Annotated in this window: 14 protein-coding genes and 1 pseudogene; 12 read left to right on the top strand and 3 right to left on the bottom strand. The window is 43.0% G+C overall.

The window, feature by feature from the left end:
- The first annotated feature begins 53 nt into the window (after window positions 1–53).
- From F0228_RS24575 to F0228_RS24535, 9 genes and pseudogenes are all read left to right on the top strand, one after another.
- Window positions 54–1,961: a nucleoside-diphosphate sugar epimerase/dehydratase gene (locus tag F0228_RS24575; RefSeq protein ID WP_171730456.1), complete on the top strand. Its 1,908-nt coding sequence runs from the start codon at window positions 54–56 to the stop codon at window positions 1,959–1,961.
- Between the two features lie 313 nt (window positions 1,962–2,274).
- A pseudogene (locus F0228_RS24570) lies at window positions 2,275–2,502 on the top strand (sugar transferase); the annotation flags it as partial.
- Window positions 2,503–2,955: 453 nt separating this feature from the next.
- Window positions 2,956–3,498: an outer membrane beta-barrel protein gene (locus F0228_RS24565; RefSeq protein ID WP_171762980.1), complete on the top strand. Its 543-nt coding sequence runs from the start codon at window positions 2,956–2,958 to the stop codon at window positions 3,496–3,498.
- Window positions 3,499–3,517: 19 nt separating this feature from the next.
- Window positions 3,518–4,420 (top strand): serine/threonine protein kinase, encoded by a 903-nt coding sequence (locus F0228_RS24560; protein WP_171762979.1) that lies wholly within the window; start codon window positions 3,518–3,520, stop codon window positions 4,418–4,420.
- A gap of 134 nt (window positions 4,421–4,554) precedes the next feature.
- Window positions 4,555–6,684 carry a YjbH domain-containing protein gene (locus F0228_RS24555; protein ID WP_171762978.1) on the top strand — a complete coding sequence of 710 codons (2,130 nt, stop codon included), beginning with the start codon at window positions 4,555–4,557 and terminating at the stop codon, window positions 6,682–6,684.
- Window positions 6,685–7,703: 1,019 nt separating this feature from the next.
- Complete coding sequence (locus tag F0228_RS24550; RefSeq protein ID WP_171762977.1) at window positions 7,704–8,840, top strand: polysaccharide export protein; 1,137 nt, start codon at window positions 7,704–7,706, stop codon at window positions 8,838–8,840.
- A gap of 138 nt (window positions 8,841–8,978) precedes the next feature.
- Window positions 8,979–9,419, top strand: a complete 441-nt coding sequence (locus tag F0228_RS24545) for a low molecular weight protein-tyrosine-phosphatase (RefSeq protein ID WP_102424683.1) — start codon at window positions 8,979–8,981, stop codon at window positions 9,417–9,419.
- Window positions 9,420–9,553: 134 nt separating this feature from the next.
- Window positions 9,554–11,725 (top strand): polysaccharide biosynthesis tyrosine autokinase, encoded by a 2,172-nt coding sequence (locus F0228_RS24540; RefSeq protein WP_171762976.1) that lies wholly within the window; start codon window positions 9,554–9,556, stop codon window positions 11,723–11,725.
- 229 nt (window positions 11,726–11,954) lie between these two features.
- Window positions 11,955–13,126 (top strand): IS3 family transposase gene (locus F0228_RS24535; RefSeq protein ID WP_155647302.1). Its coding sequence is split into 2 segments (ribosomal slippage): window positions 11,955–12,237 and window positions 12,237–13,126, totalling 1,173 coding nucleotides; the frame shifts between segments, so codons are not numbered across the junction.
- 650 nt (window positions 13,127–13,776) lie between these two features.
- Here F0228_RS24535 and F0228_RS24530 read toward each other — a convergent pair.
- The 3 genes from F0228_RS24530 to F0228_RS25905 form a co-directional block, all read right to left on the bottom strand.
- Window positions 13,777–14,112, bottom strand: a complete 336-nt coding sequence (locus tag F0228_RS24530) for a hypothetical protein (protein ID WP_102424685.1) — start codon at window positions 14,110–14,112, stop codon at window positions 13,777–13,779.
- Window positions 14,113–14,513: 401 nt separating this feature from the next.
- Entirely contained in the window at window positions 14,514–14,978 is a 465-nt protein-coding gene (locus tag F0228_RS24525) for an N-acetylmuramoyl-L-alanine amidase (protein ID WP_171762975.1), read from the bottom strand.
- On the bottom strand, window positions 14,978–15,499 hold the full coding sequence (locus F0228_RS25905; RefSeq protein ID WP_253820336.1) for a hypothetical protein: 522 nt from the start codon (window positions 15,497–15,499) through the stop codon (window positions 14,978–14,980). The genes F0228_RS24525 and F0228_RS25905 overlap by 1 nt, the downstream gene beginning before the upstream one ends.
- 287 nt (window positions 15,500–15,786) lie before the next feature.
- On the opposite strand from F0228_RS25905, the gene F0228_RS24515 reads away from it, so the two are divergent.
- The 3 genes from F0228_RS24515 to F0228_RS24505 form a co-directional block, all read left to right on the top strand.
- Window positions 15,787–16,911 carry a helix-turn-helix domain-containing protein gene (locus tag F0228_RS24515; protein ID WP_171762984.1) on the top strand — a complete coding sequence of 375 codons (1,125 nt, stop codon included), beginning with the start codon at window positions 15,787–15,789 and terminating at the stop codon, window positions 16,909–16,911.
- A gap of 86 nt (window positions 16,912–16,997) precedes the next feature.
- Window positions 16,998–17,318: a hypothetical protein gene (locus tag F0228_RS24510; RefSeq protein WP_171762974.1), complete on the top strand. Its 321-nt coding sequence runs from the start codon at window positions 16,998–17,000 to the stop codon at window positions 17,316–17,318.
- A 666-nt stretch (window positions 17,319–17,984) separates the two neighbouring features.
- Window positions 17,985–19,243: hypothetical protein (locus F0228_RS24505; protein ID WP_171762973.1), on the top strand; the 1,259-nt coding region annotated here is incomplete at its 3' end.

The following is a 19,243-nucleotide window of genomic DNA, read 5'->3' as shown; positions in this document are numbered from 1 at the left end:
TATTATTAAAACGTCAGTACAATACTGACGTTTTGTTTTTATAAGTGAATTATATGGCTAGGCTTAATTTTATTTGGAATCTTTCTCGTTTCAATAAGCGACTGATAAGTGTTTTTATTGACGCGCTGTTTGTAATAACTTCGTTCTATGCTGCATATTGGACTCGTATTGGCCATATTAAACCTTTAAACGATGAACTCAATCAGTACGTGTTGATTGGTACATTGCTAGTTACATTGCTGGCGTTTAGTAAATTGGGATTGTATCGTGCTGTTCTACGCTATCTTACTTTTCATGCGTTGGCTGTCGTTAGTATCGGTACCTTGATTTCTGCTACAACGGTGGCGTTTCTCGCATTTTATTTAGATGCGTCAGTCCCTCGCTCTGTTCCGATCATCTATGGGACTTTTCTGTGTTTACTTTGTGGTGGCTCGCGCTTAATTGTACGAGTACTAGTCGCACAAGCTAATAGTAAAGGCCGTAAAAAAGTATTGATTTACGGTGCTGGTTCAGCAGGGCGTCAACTGGCACTGGCATTAAGAACGTCTGAAAGTCATAAGGTTGTAGGTTTCATTGATGAAGACAAAACATTAGAGAACACTGTTCTTATGGGGCTGCGTGTTTTCGATATTAGTGATTCAGAGACTGTGCTTAATAAATATAGCGTAGAGCAGATATTACTAGCCGTGCCTAGTGCCTCCCGTTCGAGGCGTAAGCAGATTTTAGACTCGTTATTTGATTTACCAGCTGAGGTTCTCACTGTTCCTGATATGAAGGATATTGTTGAAGGTAAAGCGAGTATTGATGAACTAAAAGATGTGCCCATTGAGGACTTACTCGGACGAGACCCTGTAGATCCTCAGCAATCGCTGATGGAAGCCAACATTAAAGGGAAAGTTGTCATGGTGACTGGAGCTGGAGGGTCTATTGGCTCTGAGCTTTGTCGTCAGATAATTAAACAAAAACCAACGACGTTATTACTGTTTGAGCTATCAGAATTTGGTCTTTACCAAATTGATCGTGAGTTATCGACCTTGGTACAGGTAAATGAACTCGATGTGGAAATTATTCCACTGCTTGGATCTGTTCAGCGAATTAACCGATTAGCGACAGTAATGAAGAGTTTCTCTGTTCAGACCGTGTATCATGCTGCTGCGTATAAACATGTTCCTTTAGTTGAATATAATGTCGTGGAAGGAGTACGAAACAATGTGTTTGGTACTTACTATACCGCTAAGGCTGCCATAGAAGCTCATGTCGAGTCTTTCGTACTTATTTCAACGGACAAAGCGGTTCGACCAACCAATGTTATGGGAACTACCAAACGTGTTGCTGAATTGGGGCTTCAGGCTCTAGCTCAACAGGAAAAAGAGAAAACTACCGGGACTCGATTCTGTATGGTGCGCTTTGGTAATGTCTTAGGATCTTCTGGCTCTGTTATTCCTTTGTTTAAAAAACAGATAGCCAAAGGCGGGCCTATTACAGTGACACACCCTGATATCATCCGTTACTTCATGACGATTCCGGAAGCAGCTCAGCTCGTGATACAAGCCGGAGCGATGGGTAAAGGAGGGGATGTATTCGTGCTTGATATGGGCGATCCTGTTAAAATTACCGACTTAGCTACCAACCTTGTGCATTTATCGGGACTGGAAGTTAAAGATGAAGAGCATCCTTATGGAGATGTTGAAATATTGTTTTCTGGCTTACGCCCAGGGGAAAAATTATTTGAAGAGCTTTTGATTGGCGATAATGTTGAACAAACAGCACATGAGCGAATTATGACAGCCAACGAGTCATTCTTACCTATTGAAGAATATAAGATGTTAATAGATGAGTTAGATACTGCATGCCATAACTTTGAACATGAAAAAATTCGTCAACTTTTGTTAAGTGCCCCCGCTGAGTTTTCTCCTACAGATGGCATAGGTGATTTAGTTTGGCTACATACCAACAAGTAATTTAGATACATTATTGGCTCTACTCATGATTTATTCGCTTTTTTGATGTTATGTTGTATATGGATGGATAGCTGTTTGATTATGCATAGAGCATTCCTGACATATAACCGCTTATATTGATGGAGAGCAGTAGAAAAAGTATCTTGAGTAGTTACCTTAGTGGTGTTTTTTTCCGTAAAGCATTTTTAATTAGACGGTTATCTGGTGGGGCTTTAAAACCATTTTATGTGAAAACATAAAGTGGTTTTTTTATATCTACTTGTTTCATTTTTATATAGACAGTAGCAAACGGATGATTAGGAAGCAGAGTTTGCCATGCTTATTCAACCAGCAAGAGCTCATCAATGAAAGGGAATCGAGAGGCGTGCTGGCGGTAAGGCCCGGTGTTACGGGGTTGGCTCAAATCAATGATATCGATATGTCGACACCCAAGCTATTGGCGGAATGGGATCAACGTATGCTTAAGACTCTAACGACCAAGCTTTACTTTCAATACATCATTCAAACGGTGTTAGGTAAAGGGGCAGGTGACCGAGTGTGAATTGCGATGCTTAAGGCTCACGATATATGAGGTCTGTGCCAACTTTTACAGTTTTGCGTACTAGAGCGCTCTAATATGATGCTTTATAAGGTATTGTTTATGATTTACCCATTTACTTGAATGTGGTTATTAACTATCATGTTGTTCAATTAGTTGTTTAAGCTGAGTGCTTTATTTTGAGATATCTAATAAGTAAGAGGTTTTAGGGTAGGTTTACCTCTCTTGCTTATGGTGCTTTTTCATATCGCTTTCGAAATATCTTGCTTAGTTGATGTTCGGTGTTTAACCCAATCACTTTCGTGAAGGAAAACCGTGCAGTTAAAGTGTCACGATACATGAACAAGTGAGGTGTACTGATATGTCCCTCGTTTGTATCGATATGATTTGCCTATAGCTCAGATTTGCTAGGAAAATCAGCCTCAGTTCAGTTTGAAATATGGAAGATATAATTATATGAAAGTGCAGTGGTTAGCTAGGATTTCACCGTTGTTGTTGCTATCAGCATCAGCTGTCGGAGCTGAAAACTTATACGTAGGTGCTAAAGTCGGTAATGTAACGGCCGATAACTTTGCACCGTTAGTCGAAAGCCGCACGGCTATTGATGATTCAGATACGTCTTACGGCTTATTTGTTGGTTACCATATCGTAGACACACTAGCGATCGAGGGTGGTTATAACTACCTTGGTGAGTACGATCTTAAAGATATTGCCGGCGGTAGCTACGAAGCAAGCAGCTTTGATGTTGTTCTAAAAGCGTCTGGCAATGTAACCGATAGCCTAGCGTTATACGCTAAAGGTGGTTTTGCCGTTTATGACTGGAAAGCAAACGGCCCGGGTGTTGAGTCTGACGATTCTGGCGTTACTCCAACGATTGCTTTTGGTTCTGAATACTCGATTACATCAGCGATGAAGGTTGGTATCGAATACCAGCTATATCAAGATATTGGTGGCGTAGATATCGACTCGTTTAATGTTGCTTTGTCACACAGCTTCTAATCATTTGTAGGGATAAATTGTGAAATATAAAATTTTAGCGTTATCAGTCGTTGGTGCAATCCTTGGTGGTTGTGGCAGTGACAACAACAACAGCGTGCCACCTGAGCAAGCGTACCGTAATATCATGGCATTCGACCCTGCAGTTATGGGTATGAAAGGCACCTACAGCTGTGACAATGGTGCAACTGGTTCTTTAGAAGAAACAAACTACCACGGTGTTTCTGAAGTTACGGACCTTACCGTTTTAAACTACCCTGAAACTTGTACATTTGCTTACAACGCAACTGCTGGTGCAGTGGACGTTTCAAACGGTAAAGACATGAGCCAAGTAAGCTACAAGTTCCCTAAAGGGTTAGCGAACTACGATGACTTAGTGACATCTTCTCCAATCTCTACGCTGATTGAAAAAGAACTAGACGGTCAACCTTACAATGAGTCGACAGGTAGTGATGTTCTTGTTGCTCTTGGTCTTGGTGATCTACTAAACAACGGCAGTGTGAGCAGTGTTGCTGACTTCCTACGTCGTACACAAGAAATTATTGAAGACCTTTCACCAAAAGATGCTAGCTTAGTGTCAGCGACAGCGGCGGTACTATCAGACGTACTTGTGGTAAGCCCAGATGCATCAGCAACTGAGATCTCTGAGGCTTCTGTTGCTATTACAAAGGAAGTAATCAAGACCTATCCTGATTACCCTACAGCTCCAGGTGGTGATGATATTTACCTAGATCTAACTGAAGATCCAAACTTTATTAAAGATGTTGTAGCTGACCCAAGTAAACCTGTGACAATTCCACCTTCAGCAGAAAAACCATCTGAACCTGTTCCAGATCCAGATGAAGGCACTAAGCCACCAACTGGCGGTACTGGCGGTACTGGCGGTACTGGCGGCGGCGGTAACGGCGGTGGTACTGGCCGATAATCCAATTATTGATAATAAAAAGGCACCAGTCGGTGCCTTTTTTACATGCTGTTATTATCAACATAGTTACAATCAAACATAGTCGCTATCAAACATAGCCACTAGCGAATTCTGTTATAACCTATTGCATACCAATGAAAATACTCAGTCACTCTAAAAACGCAGCGCTGATTGCATCCCTGAATGCATTTGCCATCGCCCCGAATGCCTACGCTGTTGATAACTTAATGTCGTCTCAAAGCTATACCGGCGCGATCATTGTTCCCAATGCTCAAGTGATGGACAGCGGAGATATCTCTTTTCTTTATGGTCAGGGCGTACCCATCAACGGAAAAACCAGAGAGCTAGACAATATTTTGTTTAGCGTTGGCTTGTTTGAAGGTTTTGAAGCGGCTGGACGTATCGTGACCAAAACTTATGATTGTCATAAGTTTGAGAATGTTCCGCATTACGATCCTAATTGTGGCGGTAGTGGAGGTCCCGGTATTCGTGACTTGTCAGCATCGTTTAAGTACCAGCTTCCTTTTGTCAAAGAGTGGACAGGGTTTGATCTGGCGGTAGGTGTTCAAGATTTAGGTGGTGCTGCCAACAATTTTGAAACTTTCTATGCTGTGGCCGATTACCAACCTGATTTTGTACCAGCAAGGTTCAGTGCAGGTTACGGTAAATCAGAGGTCAGCCATGGTGTTCTGAATGGGCCATTTGCCAGCTTAGAGTATCAGCCTCTGGACTTTGTTCAGCTTATTGCAGAGCACGACTCTCACCAATTTAATGCTGGCCTAAAGGTGTTTACACCAGAACATTATTTACCACTGGATACGCAGTTATCTTTTCAGTACCAGTTTTATACCAGTGGCAATGCCGATATCGATATTTGGTCGGTAGCGGCATCAACTCCTTTAATGGGCTTTTCCGAGTCTCGCCGAGTTAATGAATTAACCCTAGAAGACAAGATCGCAGTAGAGCAAGCGCATCATAAATTCGCCGGTCTGGTTCAGCTTAAAAAAGCACTGGTCGATGAAGGTTTTCTTAATGTTAGAATCTCTGCGGACGATATTGGTTTAAATGTGGCGTTAGAAAACCGCCGTTATAATCGTAACCAAGTGGATGGCGTTGGTGTTGCTTTAGGTATCATCTCTTCTTATGTGGGAGAGGGTATGCTTCAAGACCTCGGCGTTAAGAATTACCAACAGCAAAATATTCGCTTGTTTAACTTGGTTAACGACATGCCGATGATGGAAGTGATCACTAGCGCACCATGTTACCGTGAGTTTGTAAAAACAGGTGAGCCTTGCAAAACGTTGCTTGTTCGTACCTCTGATGTTAAAAAGAGCTACGCTAAAGCGAATTTTGGTGGAGAGGTTACCCGTTCTGGCTTTGGCCGAACACAGGTAATAGTATCTCCTGCTTTGTATCACAATATAGCCACTGATTATGGTGTGTTTGATTACTCATTAGCATTGGCGACTAACTTGTACACACCGCTTTGGAAAGGCGCGGCGCTGGATGTTCGACATGTCATGCCATTGGCTGAAAGTGATGACTTTGAAGAAGGTAGAATTTGGGGTGATGATGCGTTTGAGAATGAAGTGGATAGGGTTCTTTTCCATCAAGCTTTCCAGCTGCCTTACAACCTCACTACTCAATTTTCATTCGGTCAAGTAAGTGGCAACTATTTGGGGGGGGTGAATGAAACCCTGTATGCAAGTAACAGCGGTCGCCATATTCTAGGAACAGAATTTGCGAGCTTTTCTCCTCAAGATAAGTACGACTCAAAAGGTGAGGTAATCTTAGATGCGACGCCGATGATTGGCCATTACACTTACTCAAGGCCGGACTGGAACTGGCAAGGTAAAGTGCAAGCTGGTCAATTCTGGAAAGGCGATGAAGGGGTGCGTGTGACTACCAGCCACTGGTTGGGTGATGTAAGAGTGGATGCTTCATACCAAACGACAAAAGCGGTTGGCAAAAGTGAAGCCGAAGATTTTGTGACTCTCTCTATTGCTATTCCTTTAACACTGTGGCGTGATATGAGCCCAGGCTACGTTCAGTTGCGTGGTGTTGATCAATTTGTATATTCTGTCCAAACTCGTGTTGGTGATACGCACAACAATTTAGGTGAAGGTTTGGGCGTCGATACTGGCTTACAACACAATATTGAAAGGCAGTACTTTAACCGTAACCGCATTGGTGCAAGTTACTACCATGAAAACCGACAGCGCTTACGCAATGCTTACCTAAAATACTTAGAAGCCGTTAAATAGCGTAAATAGAAAGTGAAGAGCCAACACTAAGTGTGTTGGCTCTTTTTTTTGCTCTTGCTTTTAGTTCTTCGTTTACTCGTATCTCGCATCCCTCATCTGCTCTTGAGCTCTTATTCTTTTCGTATCCCGCATCTGCTTTTATCTATCTTTTCTCGATGTTAAACATGGGGCATGGCGGAGTAGAGATTCCAGACATTTCGTTCCTCAATTCTGGAATGACGACGTGATTTAGATAAGAGTTATGGAATGCTACTCTCGTTTGCTCTTGGGCCCTTAAGCTTTTCGCATCCCGAATCTGCTTTTATCTATCTTTTTCTGGATGTTAAATACGGGGGCATGGCGGAGTAGAGATTCCAGACATTTCGTTCCTCAATTCTGGAATGACGACGTGATTTAGATAAGAGTTATGGAATGCTACTCTCGTCTGCTCTTGGGCCCTTAAGCTTTTCGCATCCCGTTTACACGCATCTCTCATTTGCTCTTGAGCTCTTATGCTTTTCGTATCTCGTTTACTCGAATCCCGCATCTGCTACTTTAGTTCTTCGTGTACTCGTATCTCGTATCCCGCATCTGCTATTTTGCTCTTCGTGTACTCGTATCTCGCATCCCTCATCTGCTCTTGAGCTCTTATTCTTTTCGCATCCCGTTTACTCTCATCCCGTATCTGCTCTCCCCCCTTAAAACCATTCAACTAGGTTGATAATAAACACAATTTGTGGATAATGCATACGGATTAAACAAACCGTATGCAAACGCACTTTTTTGCTATGTTTTGGGCAAAAAATTCCTACTCAATTCCCATATTGATGGGAACATATGATCTACGCAGTGTGGTGTCGCGGGCTATCAAAGGGCGGTAGCGTCTTTTAGTTTTTTTGACACTAAATGGGAACAGGATCACATTAACTCTAACTCCTAACTCTATTAAACACGGTGTAGCTGATAAAATAACTCGCTTAATTTCTTTTGGGTGTCCTTTGGGGTATCACAACACATTCCGTTTCTAGAACTTGGTTAACATGAAGATTAATAAAAATCGTCTCCTTTTGGCGCTCCTTCCTGTATTACTTGCAGGGTGTACGACTCCAGGTAGTCACCTATCTACTGGTGATAAGAATGTGATTCAGACTTCTGAAGATCAGCAAGAGTCTGATATTTCTGAAGTAGTGAACGTTTACCCACTTACTGCACAGTCAGTATCGACTTACCAAACGGGTGAACTATCGGTTTCAAGAGCAAACCCTGAGTTAGACGTAGACATCGCAAAGTATGAATATAAAGTCGGCGTTGGTGATATCTTAAATATTACGATTTGGGATCATCCTGAGTTGACGATTCCAGCCGGTTCTTACCGTAGTAGCACCGAAGCGGGTAACTGGGTACATGCTGATGGCACCATCTTCTATCCTTACATTGGTACTGTAGAAGTGGCAGGAAAAACGGTTCGTGAAATTCGATCTGATATCGCAGAACGCTTGGCTAAATACATCGAAAGCCCGCAAGTTGATGTTAACGTAGCGGCGTTCCGTTCTAAAAAAACTTACATTACTGGCGAAGTGTCTCAACCGGGCCAGCAGCCGATCACCAATATTCCATTAACGCTACTTGATGCCGTTAACCGCTCCGGTGGCCTTTCAGAAGATGCGGATTGGCGCAACGTGTCATTAACGCGCAACGGTGTAGAAGAGACTCTGTCGCTGTATGGCTTAATGCAGCGTGGTGATTTAACGCAAAACCGTTTGCTGCAAGCGGGTGACATTGTTCACGTGCCGCGTAACGATAATCAAAAAGTCTTCGTGATGGGCGAAGTGAAAGAGCCTAAACTTCTTAAGATCGACCGCGTGGGCATGAGCCTAACTGAAGCGCTCAGCAACGTTGGCGGTATCAACGAACTGACTGCAGACGCAACCGGTATATTTGTGATTCGCACCTCTGATGATAAATCAGAGCGTATGGCGGACATCTACCAACTAGACATTGAAGATGCTTCAGCGTTAGTGATTGGTACTGAGTTCGATTTAAAACCTTACGATGTGGTTTACGTAACGGCAGCACCGATCAGCCGCTGGAACCGTGTGATTGGTCAATTACTACCGACCATCAACGGATTCAATAACTTGACTGAAGGTGTACAGCGTATTCGTACTTGGCCGTAGGCTAAGAGATAATGGCAATCAGGTCGCATGTTAAATGCGGCCTGATTTTTATATTTATACCCAAGTCATTTCGGGATGCATGAATCTTGCCTGTTGAAGTCACTTGGGTATGTGAGCCCAATACAATTAGAGACAGCTATGTTTAATAAAATTTTAGTCGTGTGCGTGGGCAACATTTGTCGTTCTCCAACGGGAGAGCGCGTTCTTCAACAATTACTTCCAGGCAAAGAGATAGCTTCTGCCGGGATCGCGGCCGAAAAGAGCCGTTTACTCGGTAAGCCAGCCGATGAGACAGCGATTTTAATCGCAGCAGAAAATGGTGTTGATGTGGAAAACCATCAAGCACAACAAGTGACGCCTCAGCTTTGCGCTCAATACGATTTGATCTTGGTGATGGAGAAGGGCCACTTGGAAGCGCTCACTCAGATCTCACCCGAAGCACGCGGTAAAACCATGTTGTTCGGTCAGTGGATTGGTCAGAAAGACATTCCCGATCCGCACCGTCAAAGCCGAGAAGCATTTGAATACGCTTATCAGTTGATAGACGAAGCTGCGCAAGCGTGGGCAAAAAAGCTGTAGCTTGAGGCTTCGCGTTTAATCCGTGTATACGCCATTGACCGTCGAAGCGTCACAAAGGCATTAATAACAGAATCATAGACAAGAGATGCGTCGTTCACCTCTTGAATAGCAATAATTTAGGAAGTAGCAAACAAATGACAACACAACCCTCCCAGCCATCGCATACAGATAACTCTGATGAGATCGATTTAGGAAAACTGCTTGGCATCTTATTAGATGCTAAATGGCTAATCATGCTCACCACATTCATCTTTGCTGTGCTTGGTATTGCGTTTGCGCTGCTTTCAACACCGATCTACAAAGCCGATGCGCTGATTCAAATTGAAGAGAAGAGCTCTGGCGGCATCTCTTCTATGGTCGGCGATATGGGCGAGTTATTCTCGCAGGAGTCATCAGCAACTACCGAAGTCGAGATCATCAAATCGCGTATGATCTTAGGCGAAACGGTAGATAAATTTAACCTTACCACGGTGACTGCACCAATTTACGCACCCATCGTCGGTAAAGGCTTTGCACGTTTAACTGGTGACATTAACCATATTGCGGTAAGCCGATTTAACTTACCAAGCTATGCGAGCGATTACTCACACACTATCCAGATTGTTGATGCCGAGCAAGGCACTTACCAACTGGTGCGTGATGACGAGCGTGTTATCCTACAAGGTAAAGTGGGTGAGTTAGCAACAGCTGACGATTACAGCCTGTTTGTGGCTGGTTTTGAATCTCACAACGGTTTCGAATTCTCGATTGGTAAACAAAGCCGATTAGAAGCGATCGAATGGTTGAAAAAATCCTTGTCTCTGTCTGAGCAAGGTAAGCAAACTGGTATTTTGAAGCTGAGCTTTGAAGGCGAAAACAAACAACAGATCACTGAGATTCTTAATCACATAAGCCAGATCTACTTCTTACAAAATGTGAAGCGCAATTCAGCGGAAGCAGAAAAGAGCTTAGAATTCTTAGAAAGCCACCTACCTGGTATCAAATCTGAGCTGACTGGCTATGAAGACACGCTAAACAACTACCGTCAGAAGAACGAATCGATTGACCTAGGCTTAGAAGCGCAATCGACGCTCAAGGTAATGGTAGAGCTTGAAGCGCAGTTAAACGAACTGACGTTTAAAGAGAGCGAGATCAGCCAGCGTTTTACCAAGGATCACCCCGCTTATAAATCACTGCTTGATAAGCGTAAAACACTGTTACGTGAGAAAGAGCGCCTGAACAAGCAAGTACAAAAGCTGCCAAAAACACAGCGTGAAGTACTGCGTATGACACGAGATGTAGAAGTTAACCAACAAATCTACATCCAGCTATTAAACAAGGTGCAAGAGCTGAGCATCATTAAAGCGGGTACCGTAGGTAACGTTCGTATTCTAGACGACGCCCAAGCGTATAAGCGCGCTGTAAAACCTAAGAAGCCACTAATTGTAGTATTAGCGACCTTGCTTGGTGGTATGTTGAGTGTGGCGTTTGTATTAGTGAAAGCGGCGTTCCACCGTGGTGTTGAAAGCCCAGATCAAATTGAACAAATTGGTTTGCCAGTTTATGCGGCTGTACCAAAGTCCGATTTGCAAATTGAGCTAACCAACCGCTTTAAATCGAAGAAAGTACAAACCAAAGGCGCACAGGCACTGCTGGCAGAATCTAACCCGGCAGACTTGTCGGTAGAAGCGCTGCGCGGCCTTCGCACCAGCTTGCACTTTGCAATGCTTGAAGCCAAAAACAACGTGTTAATGATCTCTGGCCCGGCGCCAGGCATTGGTAAATCTTTCATCTCGACCAACTTTGCGGCCGTAGCGGCCAAAACAGGCCAGAAAGTGCTCATAATTGATGCCGATATGCGTAAAGGTTACCTACAGCAAAGCTTTGGTGTGAAATGGGAAAACGGCCTTTCTGATGTATTGAGCAACAAACAAGAGTTTGCGCAATCAGTAAAAGCAACACCAGTAGAAAATCTAGACATTCTTACTCGCGGCCAAGTGCCACCCAACCCATCGGAGCTGCTGATGCACCCACGCTTTGCAGAGCTGATGGAGTGGGCATCAAAAGAGTATGATTTGGTGATTGTCGATACTCCGCCAGTATTAGCGGTAACCGACCCGAGCATCGTAGGTGCTTTTGCTGGCACAACACTAATGGTGGCACGTTACGGTCAAAACACCCTTAAAGAGATCGACGTTGCTCGTAACCGCTTCGAACAATCAGGCATCGAAGTGAAAGGCGTTATCTTCAACGCCATCGAGAAGAAAGCATCAAGCTCATACGGCTACGGTTACTACAACTACGCGTATTCGAGCGATAAGAAATAAAGAGCGGTAACGAGATGCTAGTAATCGGGTAAACGAAAAGCTAAAAGGCAGATACGAGTGGCGAGAATGCAAAACACCACTCGAATCCGCTCTTCATCTTTTTATCTCTTCGTTACTCGTATCTGCTCTTAATCTCTTCGCATCCCGTTTACCCGTTACTCGTATCTGCTCTTAATCTCTTTGATGTGACCCCATTAAAGTAGACACTTAATACAGAGTGTTAAGTGTCATGAAAGTAAAATCACAAAGACAATATACAGACGAATTTAAACGAGAAGCCGTTCAGCAATCCCTCGACTCTTCTGACACCGTTAAGTCAGTAGCGCTATCCTTAGGTATATCGCCGGTGCTACTTTCTAAATGGAGATGCCAAATGACGTCCAAAAAGACAAATTCTCTTCCAATACCTAACCAAGGCCCCGAAAAATCCGTTGCACAATTGGAGAAGGAGATCCGCCAACTGAAAAAGAAGCTTGAGATGGCGGAGTTGGAGAATGATTTCTTAAAGGAAGCGAAGGCTTTCTTCGAAAGCCCAAAAGAATAAGGTTCGAGTACATCCTGAAGAAGGCCAGTGTGAAGCTCCCAGTTATTCGTTTATGTCGGTGGTTAGATGTATCGACTGCTGGTTATTACAAGTGGCTTACGAGGAAACCGTCGAAACGAGAGACCGAAAATGAGTGTTTAAGCAGCTACTTGAGGAGAGAAAGCCAAGCTCAATACGGTATTCCCGGTTATCGAAAACTTTGGGAAGCAGCTGTCGCCAGCGGTTTTATTTGTAATAAAAAGCGAGTACAGAGACTTTTACAAGATATGAGCTATCGCTCTTGCGCTAGTAAGAAGCGATATGGACGAACACTTAGGCAAAATACACTCATGCCTGCCTATAACATTCTTGCCCGTCAATTTAATGTAGATGAACCGGATCGAGTATGGGTGTCAGACATAACTCAGGTGCGCTGTACGGATGGTTGGCAGTATCTGTGCGTCGTTTTGGATTTGTTTTCACGCAAAGTAATTGGCTGGTCGACAAGCCGAATAAACAACGCAAAGTTAGTATTAAAAAGTCTGAATAAGGCTTGGGAACAAAGGCAGCCCTTAGGTCATGAACTCTTGTTTCACTCCGATCAAGGCATTCAATATCGAGCGCTGGAAACGATCCGCTGGCATCGTAAACGCAAGATTAAAATCAGTATGTCGAGGAAAGGGAACTGTTGGGACAATGCTTGTTCTGAAAGCTTCTTCGCGCAATACAAGAAAGAATGGATGAATAATTTAGGAGAGATCTCGCGTCAAGAAATGACAATGCAGAGTCGAATCTACATTGATACCTATTATAATCCAGTGAGAAGACATGGGACTCTAGGTGGACTAAGCCCCATGGATTTTGAGCTAATTAACTAAACCCCTGTGTCTACTTTTAAGGGACCGCATCACTTCGTATCCCGATACCCGCATCCGCTCTTTCGGCATCTCGCTACCCGCACCCGCACCCGCTCTTAAGCCTTTCGCATCTCGTTTACTCGAATCCCTCATCTGCTCTTAATCTCTTCGTATCTCGATACCCGTCACCCGTACCTATTTTTATCCCCTCGTACCTGCAGTTCAAATTATTCGAAGACTTAGCTTTTGGTTCTCCCCCTTGAACACTGGACTATTGTGAGTCATGGTGTTGATAGAAGGGGGAGTCAGAGGGGGATGCTAGCGGTGTCTAACCAACCCCTCCCTGCCTCCCCTTATATTAATATTTTTTGCCAAGTAACAATCGTGATAAAGGGGAGGAGCTAAAAGCAAAACTCGCATACTCTTGTCTTTGATTTTCATATTGCTTGCTCTCTGCCACCCGCTTTTTCATCATTACGTTTTATCGATTAATGAAATCGTCATTCCAGAACTGAGGAACGAAGTATCTGGAATCTGCTTTAAATCTCTTCGTATCTCGATACCCGTCACCAGTTTCTGCTCCCTTAGCTCTTCGTTTACTCGAATATCGCTACTCGCATCCGCTCTTCAGCTCTTCGAGTCTCGTTTACTCGTATCCCTCATCTGCTCTTCTACTTTTTAATCACCCCTCCCGTTAAATACAATCCAATCGCAGCTAACACCGGATAACCAAACGCTTCATTGGTCATTTCTCCCAACGGTTTCCAATCGTAACCGTGCATGCAGCCAACAATGACCATCACATGAAGTGCGACATAGGGTATGGTGAACAACAATACAATGTAGCGTTGCACCAATTTAAAAGGTTCATACGCTTTCAGTAGTGCTAGCTTGTGCTTCGCCTTTTCTTCATCAGTAAAAAACATCGCATCTCCTGTGTTGGTGATTGCATCTAACCCTTTGCTAATGGAAGACTGGCTTCCAAATATTCTCCCGAACAACGTCATACTGCTCCTTAGTTTATTGATGGTTATATACCGCATGTATGGCCTTTGACTGACTAACCTTATAGTTCGACAACCTTAGCGAGGCCTTTCCTCTACCATTTATCCGTTGAATTAGATTCCCTATCACGTTCGTCCCTCACTGTAGGGAATGACGACTAGTTTTATTTAGTTAATAATCCCACGACTCCGTCATTCCGCCATTCTGTTGCTTTAGAGGCGAGGAACGAAGTATCTGGAATCTGCTTTTAGTATCTTCGCTACTCGTTTCCCCGCCACTCGCATCCCGCATCTGCTCTTCAGCTCTTCGAATCCCGTTTACTCGTATCTCACATCTGCTCCTAATCTTTTCGCATCTCGTTTACTCGCATCCCGCATCTGCTCTTCAGCTCTTCGAATCCCGTTTACTCGTATCTCGCATCTGCTCTTAATCTCATCACCGGACACGCCTTATTCACTCCCCAATCTTTATGGCCCTTTACCGCTTCATCTGAAATAGAGAACTGTTCTTGCAACGCTGCCACCAAGCCAAACAGTGCCTTACGTTGCGAAAACGTGAAATTGTCGTCTGGTTGCTGCTTTGCGTTACAGCCACCGATCATACAAACCCCAATATTACTTTTGTTGTGCCCTTTCACATGCGCGCCAGTCTGCGACAGCGGCCTACCTAGCTCTACCTTGCCATCACGACGAATAACAAAGTGATACCCCACATCGCGCCAGCCTCTCTTTTTATGCCAGCGGCGAATGTCATTCACGCCTATGTCTTGCTGTGGTGACGTGGCGCTGCAATGCACGGTAATAAAAGAGAAAGCCAAACCGGCGGGAAGGTGACACAAAAAGGAACAAAGGGATAAAGATTGACCCATTAATCGCGGCCATTGAGTTCGATGAGTTGCTGGTGGAGTGCGTGACAAAATGCTTCCTCATGTTGTTGTAACCATTGTTGGGGTGCAGGTATTTGGCTTTGTTCCGAAGAACGGTGGTTTGTGGCTTGCTCTTGCTCCATTTGCGGCTGGTGTTGGCCTTTCTTTATAACGCGCTCGCTTTCTGAATGGCTAATTTCTGAATTACTGCGTTCTGAGTTAGCACGTTTCAGCCAAGCACGTTCCACAGTTTTCGCGTAAGCGTCGTGATAGCGCACATAGCGAAGGTAAGTAATGTAATAGCCAAGGGTTTCGCGCTTGCTAGCACGGCTTATTGCCCAACAAAAATCCTCGAAGTTAACAGCAGCAAAGCCACTGTGTTCTGGTGATGCGCCATATGCCGAGTTCTGATCTGAGCAACAGCGAGAGTTAGAGTGCGGATTAGGGAAGGAGTAAGAGCAGCACTCTGCACTGGCCATGTTGCCTCGGTAGGCGGAAATAAAAAGAGAGATGATTGCCTTCATTGAACACCTTATGGTCGCTACGGGGGAGGCAATGTAATTCAAGATTTTCGATTAGGGTTGCCGCTGCTCATCATTAAAAAAGGCTTAGCTAAAAAGTGAGAGGTGTTTCCCAAAACACCTGTTTGATAGGTTTGATGTTGCATATCAGTTCGAGCCAATTAACTAAACATCTTTTCTTACAACTTATCTCACAGGCGTTGCGCCCCCAATCCTTAAAAAAGTGTTGTTAATGCTCTGACTATCAATGGGTCTCTTGATGAATCAACCGATAACAAGGAGCGTTAATGATGTGTGTTTCTCTCATTCTTTCTTTTATGCCACTGAAAACCGGCTCGCCAATTAGCAAATTGGTACTGTTAAAATTGGCCGATAATGCCGACGCGCGCGGCGTGTGTTTCCCTTCGTTGAATTACTTAGCGCAATATTGCGAAGTGTCGCTAAGAACCGTGACACGACACGTTAACGAGCTGGAAAAGCAAGGGTTTTTACAGCGGATAAAGCGCTTTGATGATTCAGGGCGCCAGCGCAGCAACTTATACCAACTGCGTGTGCCTGAAGGTTGCCATATTGAACAGCGCGACTTAACTCATGACACCCCAAAGCCCGCCACTGTACCGGTAATGGAGCCAGTAGCCAATCACAACCCTAATACGGATCGATCCGACACCCACCAGGAGGCCAACCGATCCAACACGGAGAGTGATCCCCTGGCACACATAATCTCTCATAAAGAACATAAAACAGGGCTGAGCCTAAAAACTAACACGCTCGAGAAGAGTCCCTCAGAGAACACAGTGGTAGAACGAGGAGATACAAGCACAACGGATACGCACAGTTCGAAGAGCAAAAGCACGGACATCACAAGCACTAACACTGAAATCTCGGGCGCCAAAAACTCGGACGCCAAAAACTCGGACACCAAGAGCCCCGATGACGCGGTGATTCACCTGCTTACCCAAGAGGGAAGTGCACCGATTTATCACGAGTTCTTTACCATATTAGAGAGCACCTACCCCAGCTTAGACGTGCTGCAACAACTGCACGCCATGCAAGCTTGGTTGTACATTAACCCCGATAAACGTAAACCGTTTGAACACATTGGCCATTTTGTGAATGGCTGGCTAAGAAGAAGCGCGAAAGCCAAAACCAAACAGGGAGCGTTCACACCAGTAAAGCGAACCAAAGGGACAAGGCCAATCAAGCGAAAACTGCCAATGCAGCAGGCGCAAGTAAACCTTACGAAAGAACAACCGCGAAGTAACCACTTACCTCACCAGCACAGTCAACAAAGCACAACGCCTGTGGCCCAAGCACTGGCCGAATATCAAAGCAATAACACCCACAACCCGTTTGAAGCGCGCATTAAAGCACTCATTCAATCGAAAGCGCAGATCAAAGATGACACTGAGTGAAGCCAAGCTTGGAGAAACTAAAACAGGGAGCAACCAAAACCAAGCAACATAATTGAGAAGGCACTAGAAATAGAGGAAAGCGTAACATGGAAGATACAAGCTTAAAAAAACTGACCACCGAACAGCAAGCTACGCTGTTGGCTAAAGAGGTGGCACGAGTAGAAGGGCGAATTGGAGAGTTCTTAAAACTACTGGTGAGCCATTACCCACAAGGTTTAACCCGCACTGAAATCAAAACACTACTGGCGGTGAACACCAACCCCAGTTTTGTTTCTTTGTACCGTAACGGCAAAATATTCATCGATATAGAAAAGCGCTACTGCGATGCAGCACAAGAAAACCGATACTACATAGGGAGGCAATACCTGCAAGACGTACAATGCTTTCGTTGGGTAAATGCGTGGTGAGATCTTGGTTCAAATTTCAAACTAGTCAATATGCACTTACTTTGCTAGAATGCGCATCAAATTAGAAACCGTATGAAAACCGCATTAGGATGAGGTACGGTGAAAAAACATGTTTTATTGCCTGTAGGAGCCAAACCTAAGGGCGGTAGCGTGCCTGATTTAAGATTTTACAAGCTTTAAAAAATATTGATTACAGTGCAGTTGTTATTCATATTGATGTTCTACTGATTAAAAGGCAGCTTGGCTGCTAGCCAAGTGCGGAAAGTAGTTCTCTCCTAGTTTTTAAAGGCGCTCATACAAAACACTCAGGCCGTTAAATTGCACTGATTGTTAAGGGCGAGTTTTGAATAGGTAGAGGAGATTGAATGCTATGTATGTGATAGTCTCAGAAAATACTTTCTTACTGTAGATAATTATATCTGGTTATGGGAACTAGAGAAATTGTTTTAAAGTAACTATTAACACCATAAGTAATGTTATCAAGTAGAAAAATTTAATTAATCGTATGATTTCAAATTCTATAAAAGTAAGCCTAAATCTACTAATAATTTACAAAATAATATAGAGCGCTAATCGATAATGTTGATTTTAAAAATTAGAACTGCATGTGTTCGTCTAAGATAAAATAGTAAGACCAATAAATATCAAGTAAAATAAGCATAACAAATGAAATTTTCTTTTAAAAAAAACATCACGGCGAATATAATATCTTTAGCGTGCAACATTTCTATTGGTATATTTCTCGTCCCTTATTTTATTAATAATATAGGGATAACTACTTACGCCCTGATTCCAATATCAATGCTTTTTATTGAATACATTGGGCTCATTGGGCAATCTATATGTACTGCAATTAATCGCCAGTTTACCTTAGCAATCAAAGATAATAGCAAAAAAAATATAATATTTAATACAGCCTTGTTCGGTATGATTTTAATTTGTATACTTCAGGTTGTGTTTTTTATATTCCCACTTCTTAATGTGAATAATTATGTAGATATTGGTTCTGCAGAAAAAAATGATGTTATAATATTGTTTATTTGTGCCTTCTTCTCATTTGTAGTTTCATTATTAACTTCAGTTTTTTCAGTGCCACTATACTCGAATAATAGACTAGACATAATTCAATATGGAAATGTTTTACGAGTATTAGGTAGAACTTTTATTATCATACTTCTATTTAATACTTACGATGCAAGTCTTGAATTAGTTGGCTATGCAACATTAGCTGGAACAATGATAAGCTTTTTTTTCATCTATCACAATTTTCAAAAGGTAGGTAATGGGTTGAGTGTATCGATCAATGATTTCAACCCAAAAGAGTTTAAAAGTATGGCCTCGATAGGTGGTTGGTTAATAATAAATCAGGTTGGTTTTCTTTTATTATCCAGATTTGATATTTATTTGGCAAATAAACTTGCAGGTGCAAGAGTTTCTTCTGATTATGCAATAATAATTCAAGTCAGTAATCTCATACGAAGCTGTATCGGTGTGTTTGCTGGTTTGATGGGGCCATCGATACTTTTGCTGTATGCTCAGGGGAAGCATGAACTACTCAAAGATTTAACGTTGCTTTTCATGCGGTTTATATCTGTAATATCGATAATTCCTGTTGTTATTGTGGCTAGCTTTAATCACTTGATTTTTTATTATTGGCTCGGCGAAGGTTTTTCCTATTTAGATACGCTATCTTATATTCTAATTATTCCTTTATTTATCAACACTTCAGTTCTGCCTCTTTTTACTATAAATACAGCGTATAATAGAGTTAAAGTACCAGGACAAATGAGCATTTTATTTGGATTGGCTTATCTGTTTTTTAGCATATTTATGTATAAATATTCGTTTCTTGGAGAGTATAGTATTGCAGTGTCAAGTGTATTGGCTATTACGCTTAAGAATGCTTTTTTTACACCGATATATAC

The organism is Vibrio sp. 99K-1 (assembly GCF_013114585.1).
In the GTDB taxonomy this organism is placed as follows: Bacteria; Pseudomonadota; Gammaproteobacteria; order Enterobacterales; family Vibrionaceae; genus Vibrio; species Vibrio chagasii_B.
Note: the sequence above shows the minus strand (reverse complement) of the source record. Positions and strands in the feature narration are given on the sequence as shown.

What these genes read in the sequence shown, in the direction of transcription:
- F0228_RS24575 (WP_171730456.1), top strand. Translation starts at nt 54, where the DNA reads ATGGCTAGGCTTAATTTTATTTGGAATCTTTCTCGTTTCAATAAGCGA.
- F0228_RS24565 (WP_171762980.1), top strand. Translation starts at nt 2,956, where the DNA reads ATGAAAGTGCAGTGGTTAGCTAGGATTTCACCGTTGTTGTTGCTATCA.
- F0228_RS24555 (WP_171762978.1), top strand. Translation starts at nt 4,555, where the DNA reads ATGAAAATACTCAGTCACTCTAAAAACGCAGCGCTGATTGCATCCCTG.
- F0228_RS24550 (WP_171762977.1), top strand. Translation starts at nt 7,704, where the DNA reads ATGAAGATTAATAAAAATCGTCTCCTTTTGGCGCTCCTTCCTGTATTA.
- F0228_RS24545 (WP_102424683.1), top strand. Translation starts at nt 8,979, where the DNA reads ATGTTTAATAAAATTTTAGTCGTGTGCGTGGGCAACATTTGTCGTTCT.
- F0228_RS24540 (WP_171762976.1), top strand. Translation starts at nt 9,554, where the DNA reads ATGACAACACAACCCTCCCAGCCATCGCATACAGATAACTCTGATGAG.
- F0228_RS24530 (WP_102424685.1), bottom strand. Translation starts at nt 14,112, where the DNA reads ATGACGTTGTTCGGGAGAATATTTGGAAGCCAGTCTTCCATTAGCAAA.
- F0228_RS24525 (WP_171762975.1), bottom strand. Translation starts at nt 14,978, where the DNA reads ATGGGTCAATCTTTATCCCTTTGTTCCTTTTTGTGTCACCTTCCCGCC.
- F0228_RS25905 (WP_253820336.1), bottom strand. Translation starts at nt 15,499, where the DNA reads ATGAAGGCAATCATCTCTCTTTTTATTTCCGCCTACCGAGGCAACATG.
- F0228_RS24515 (WP_171762984.1), top strand. Translation starts at nt 15,787, where the DNA reads ATGTGTGTTTCTCTCATTCTTTCTTTTATGCCACTGAAAACCGGCTCG.
- F0228_RS24510 (WP_171762974.1), top strand. Translation starts at nt 16,998, where the DNA reads ATGGAAGATACAAGCTTAAAAAAACTGACCACCGAACAGCAAGCTACG.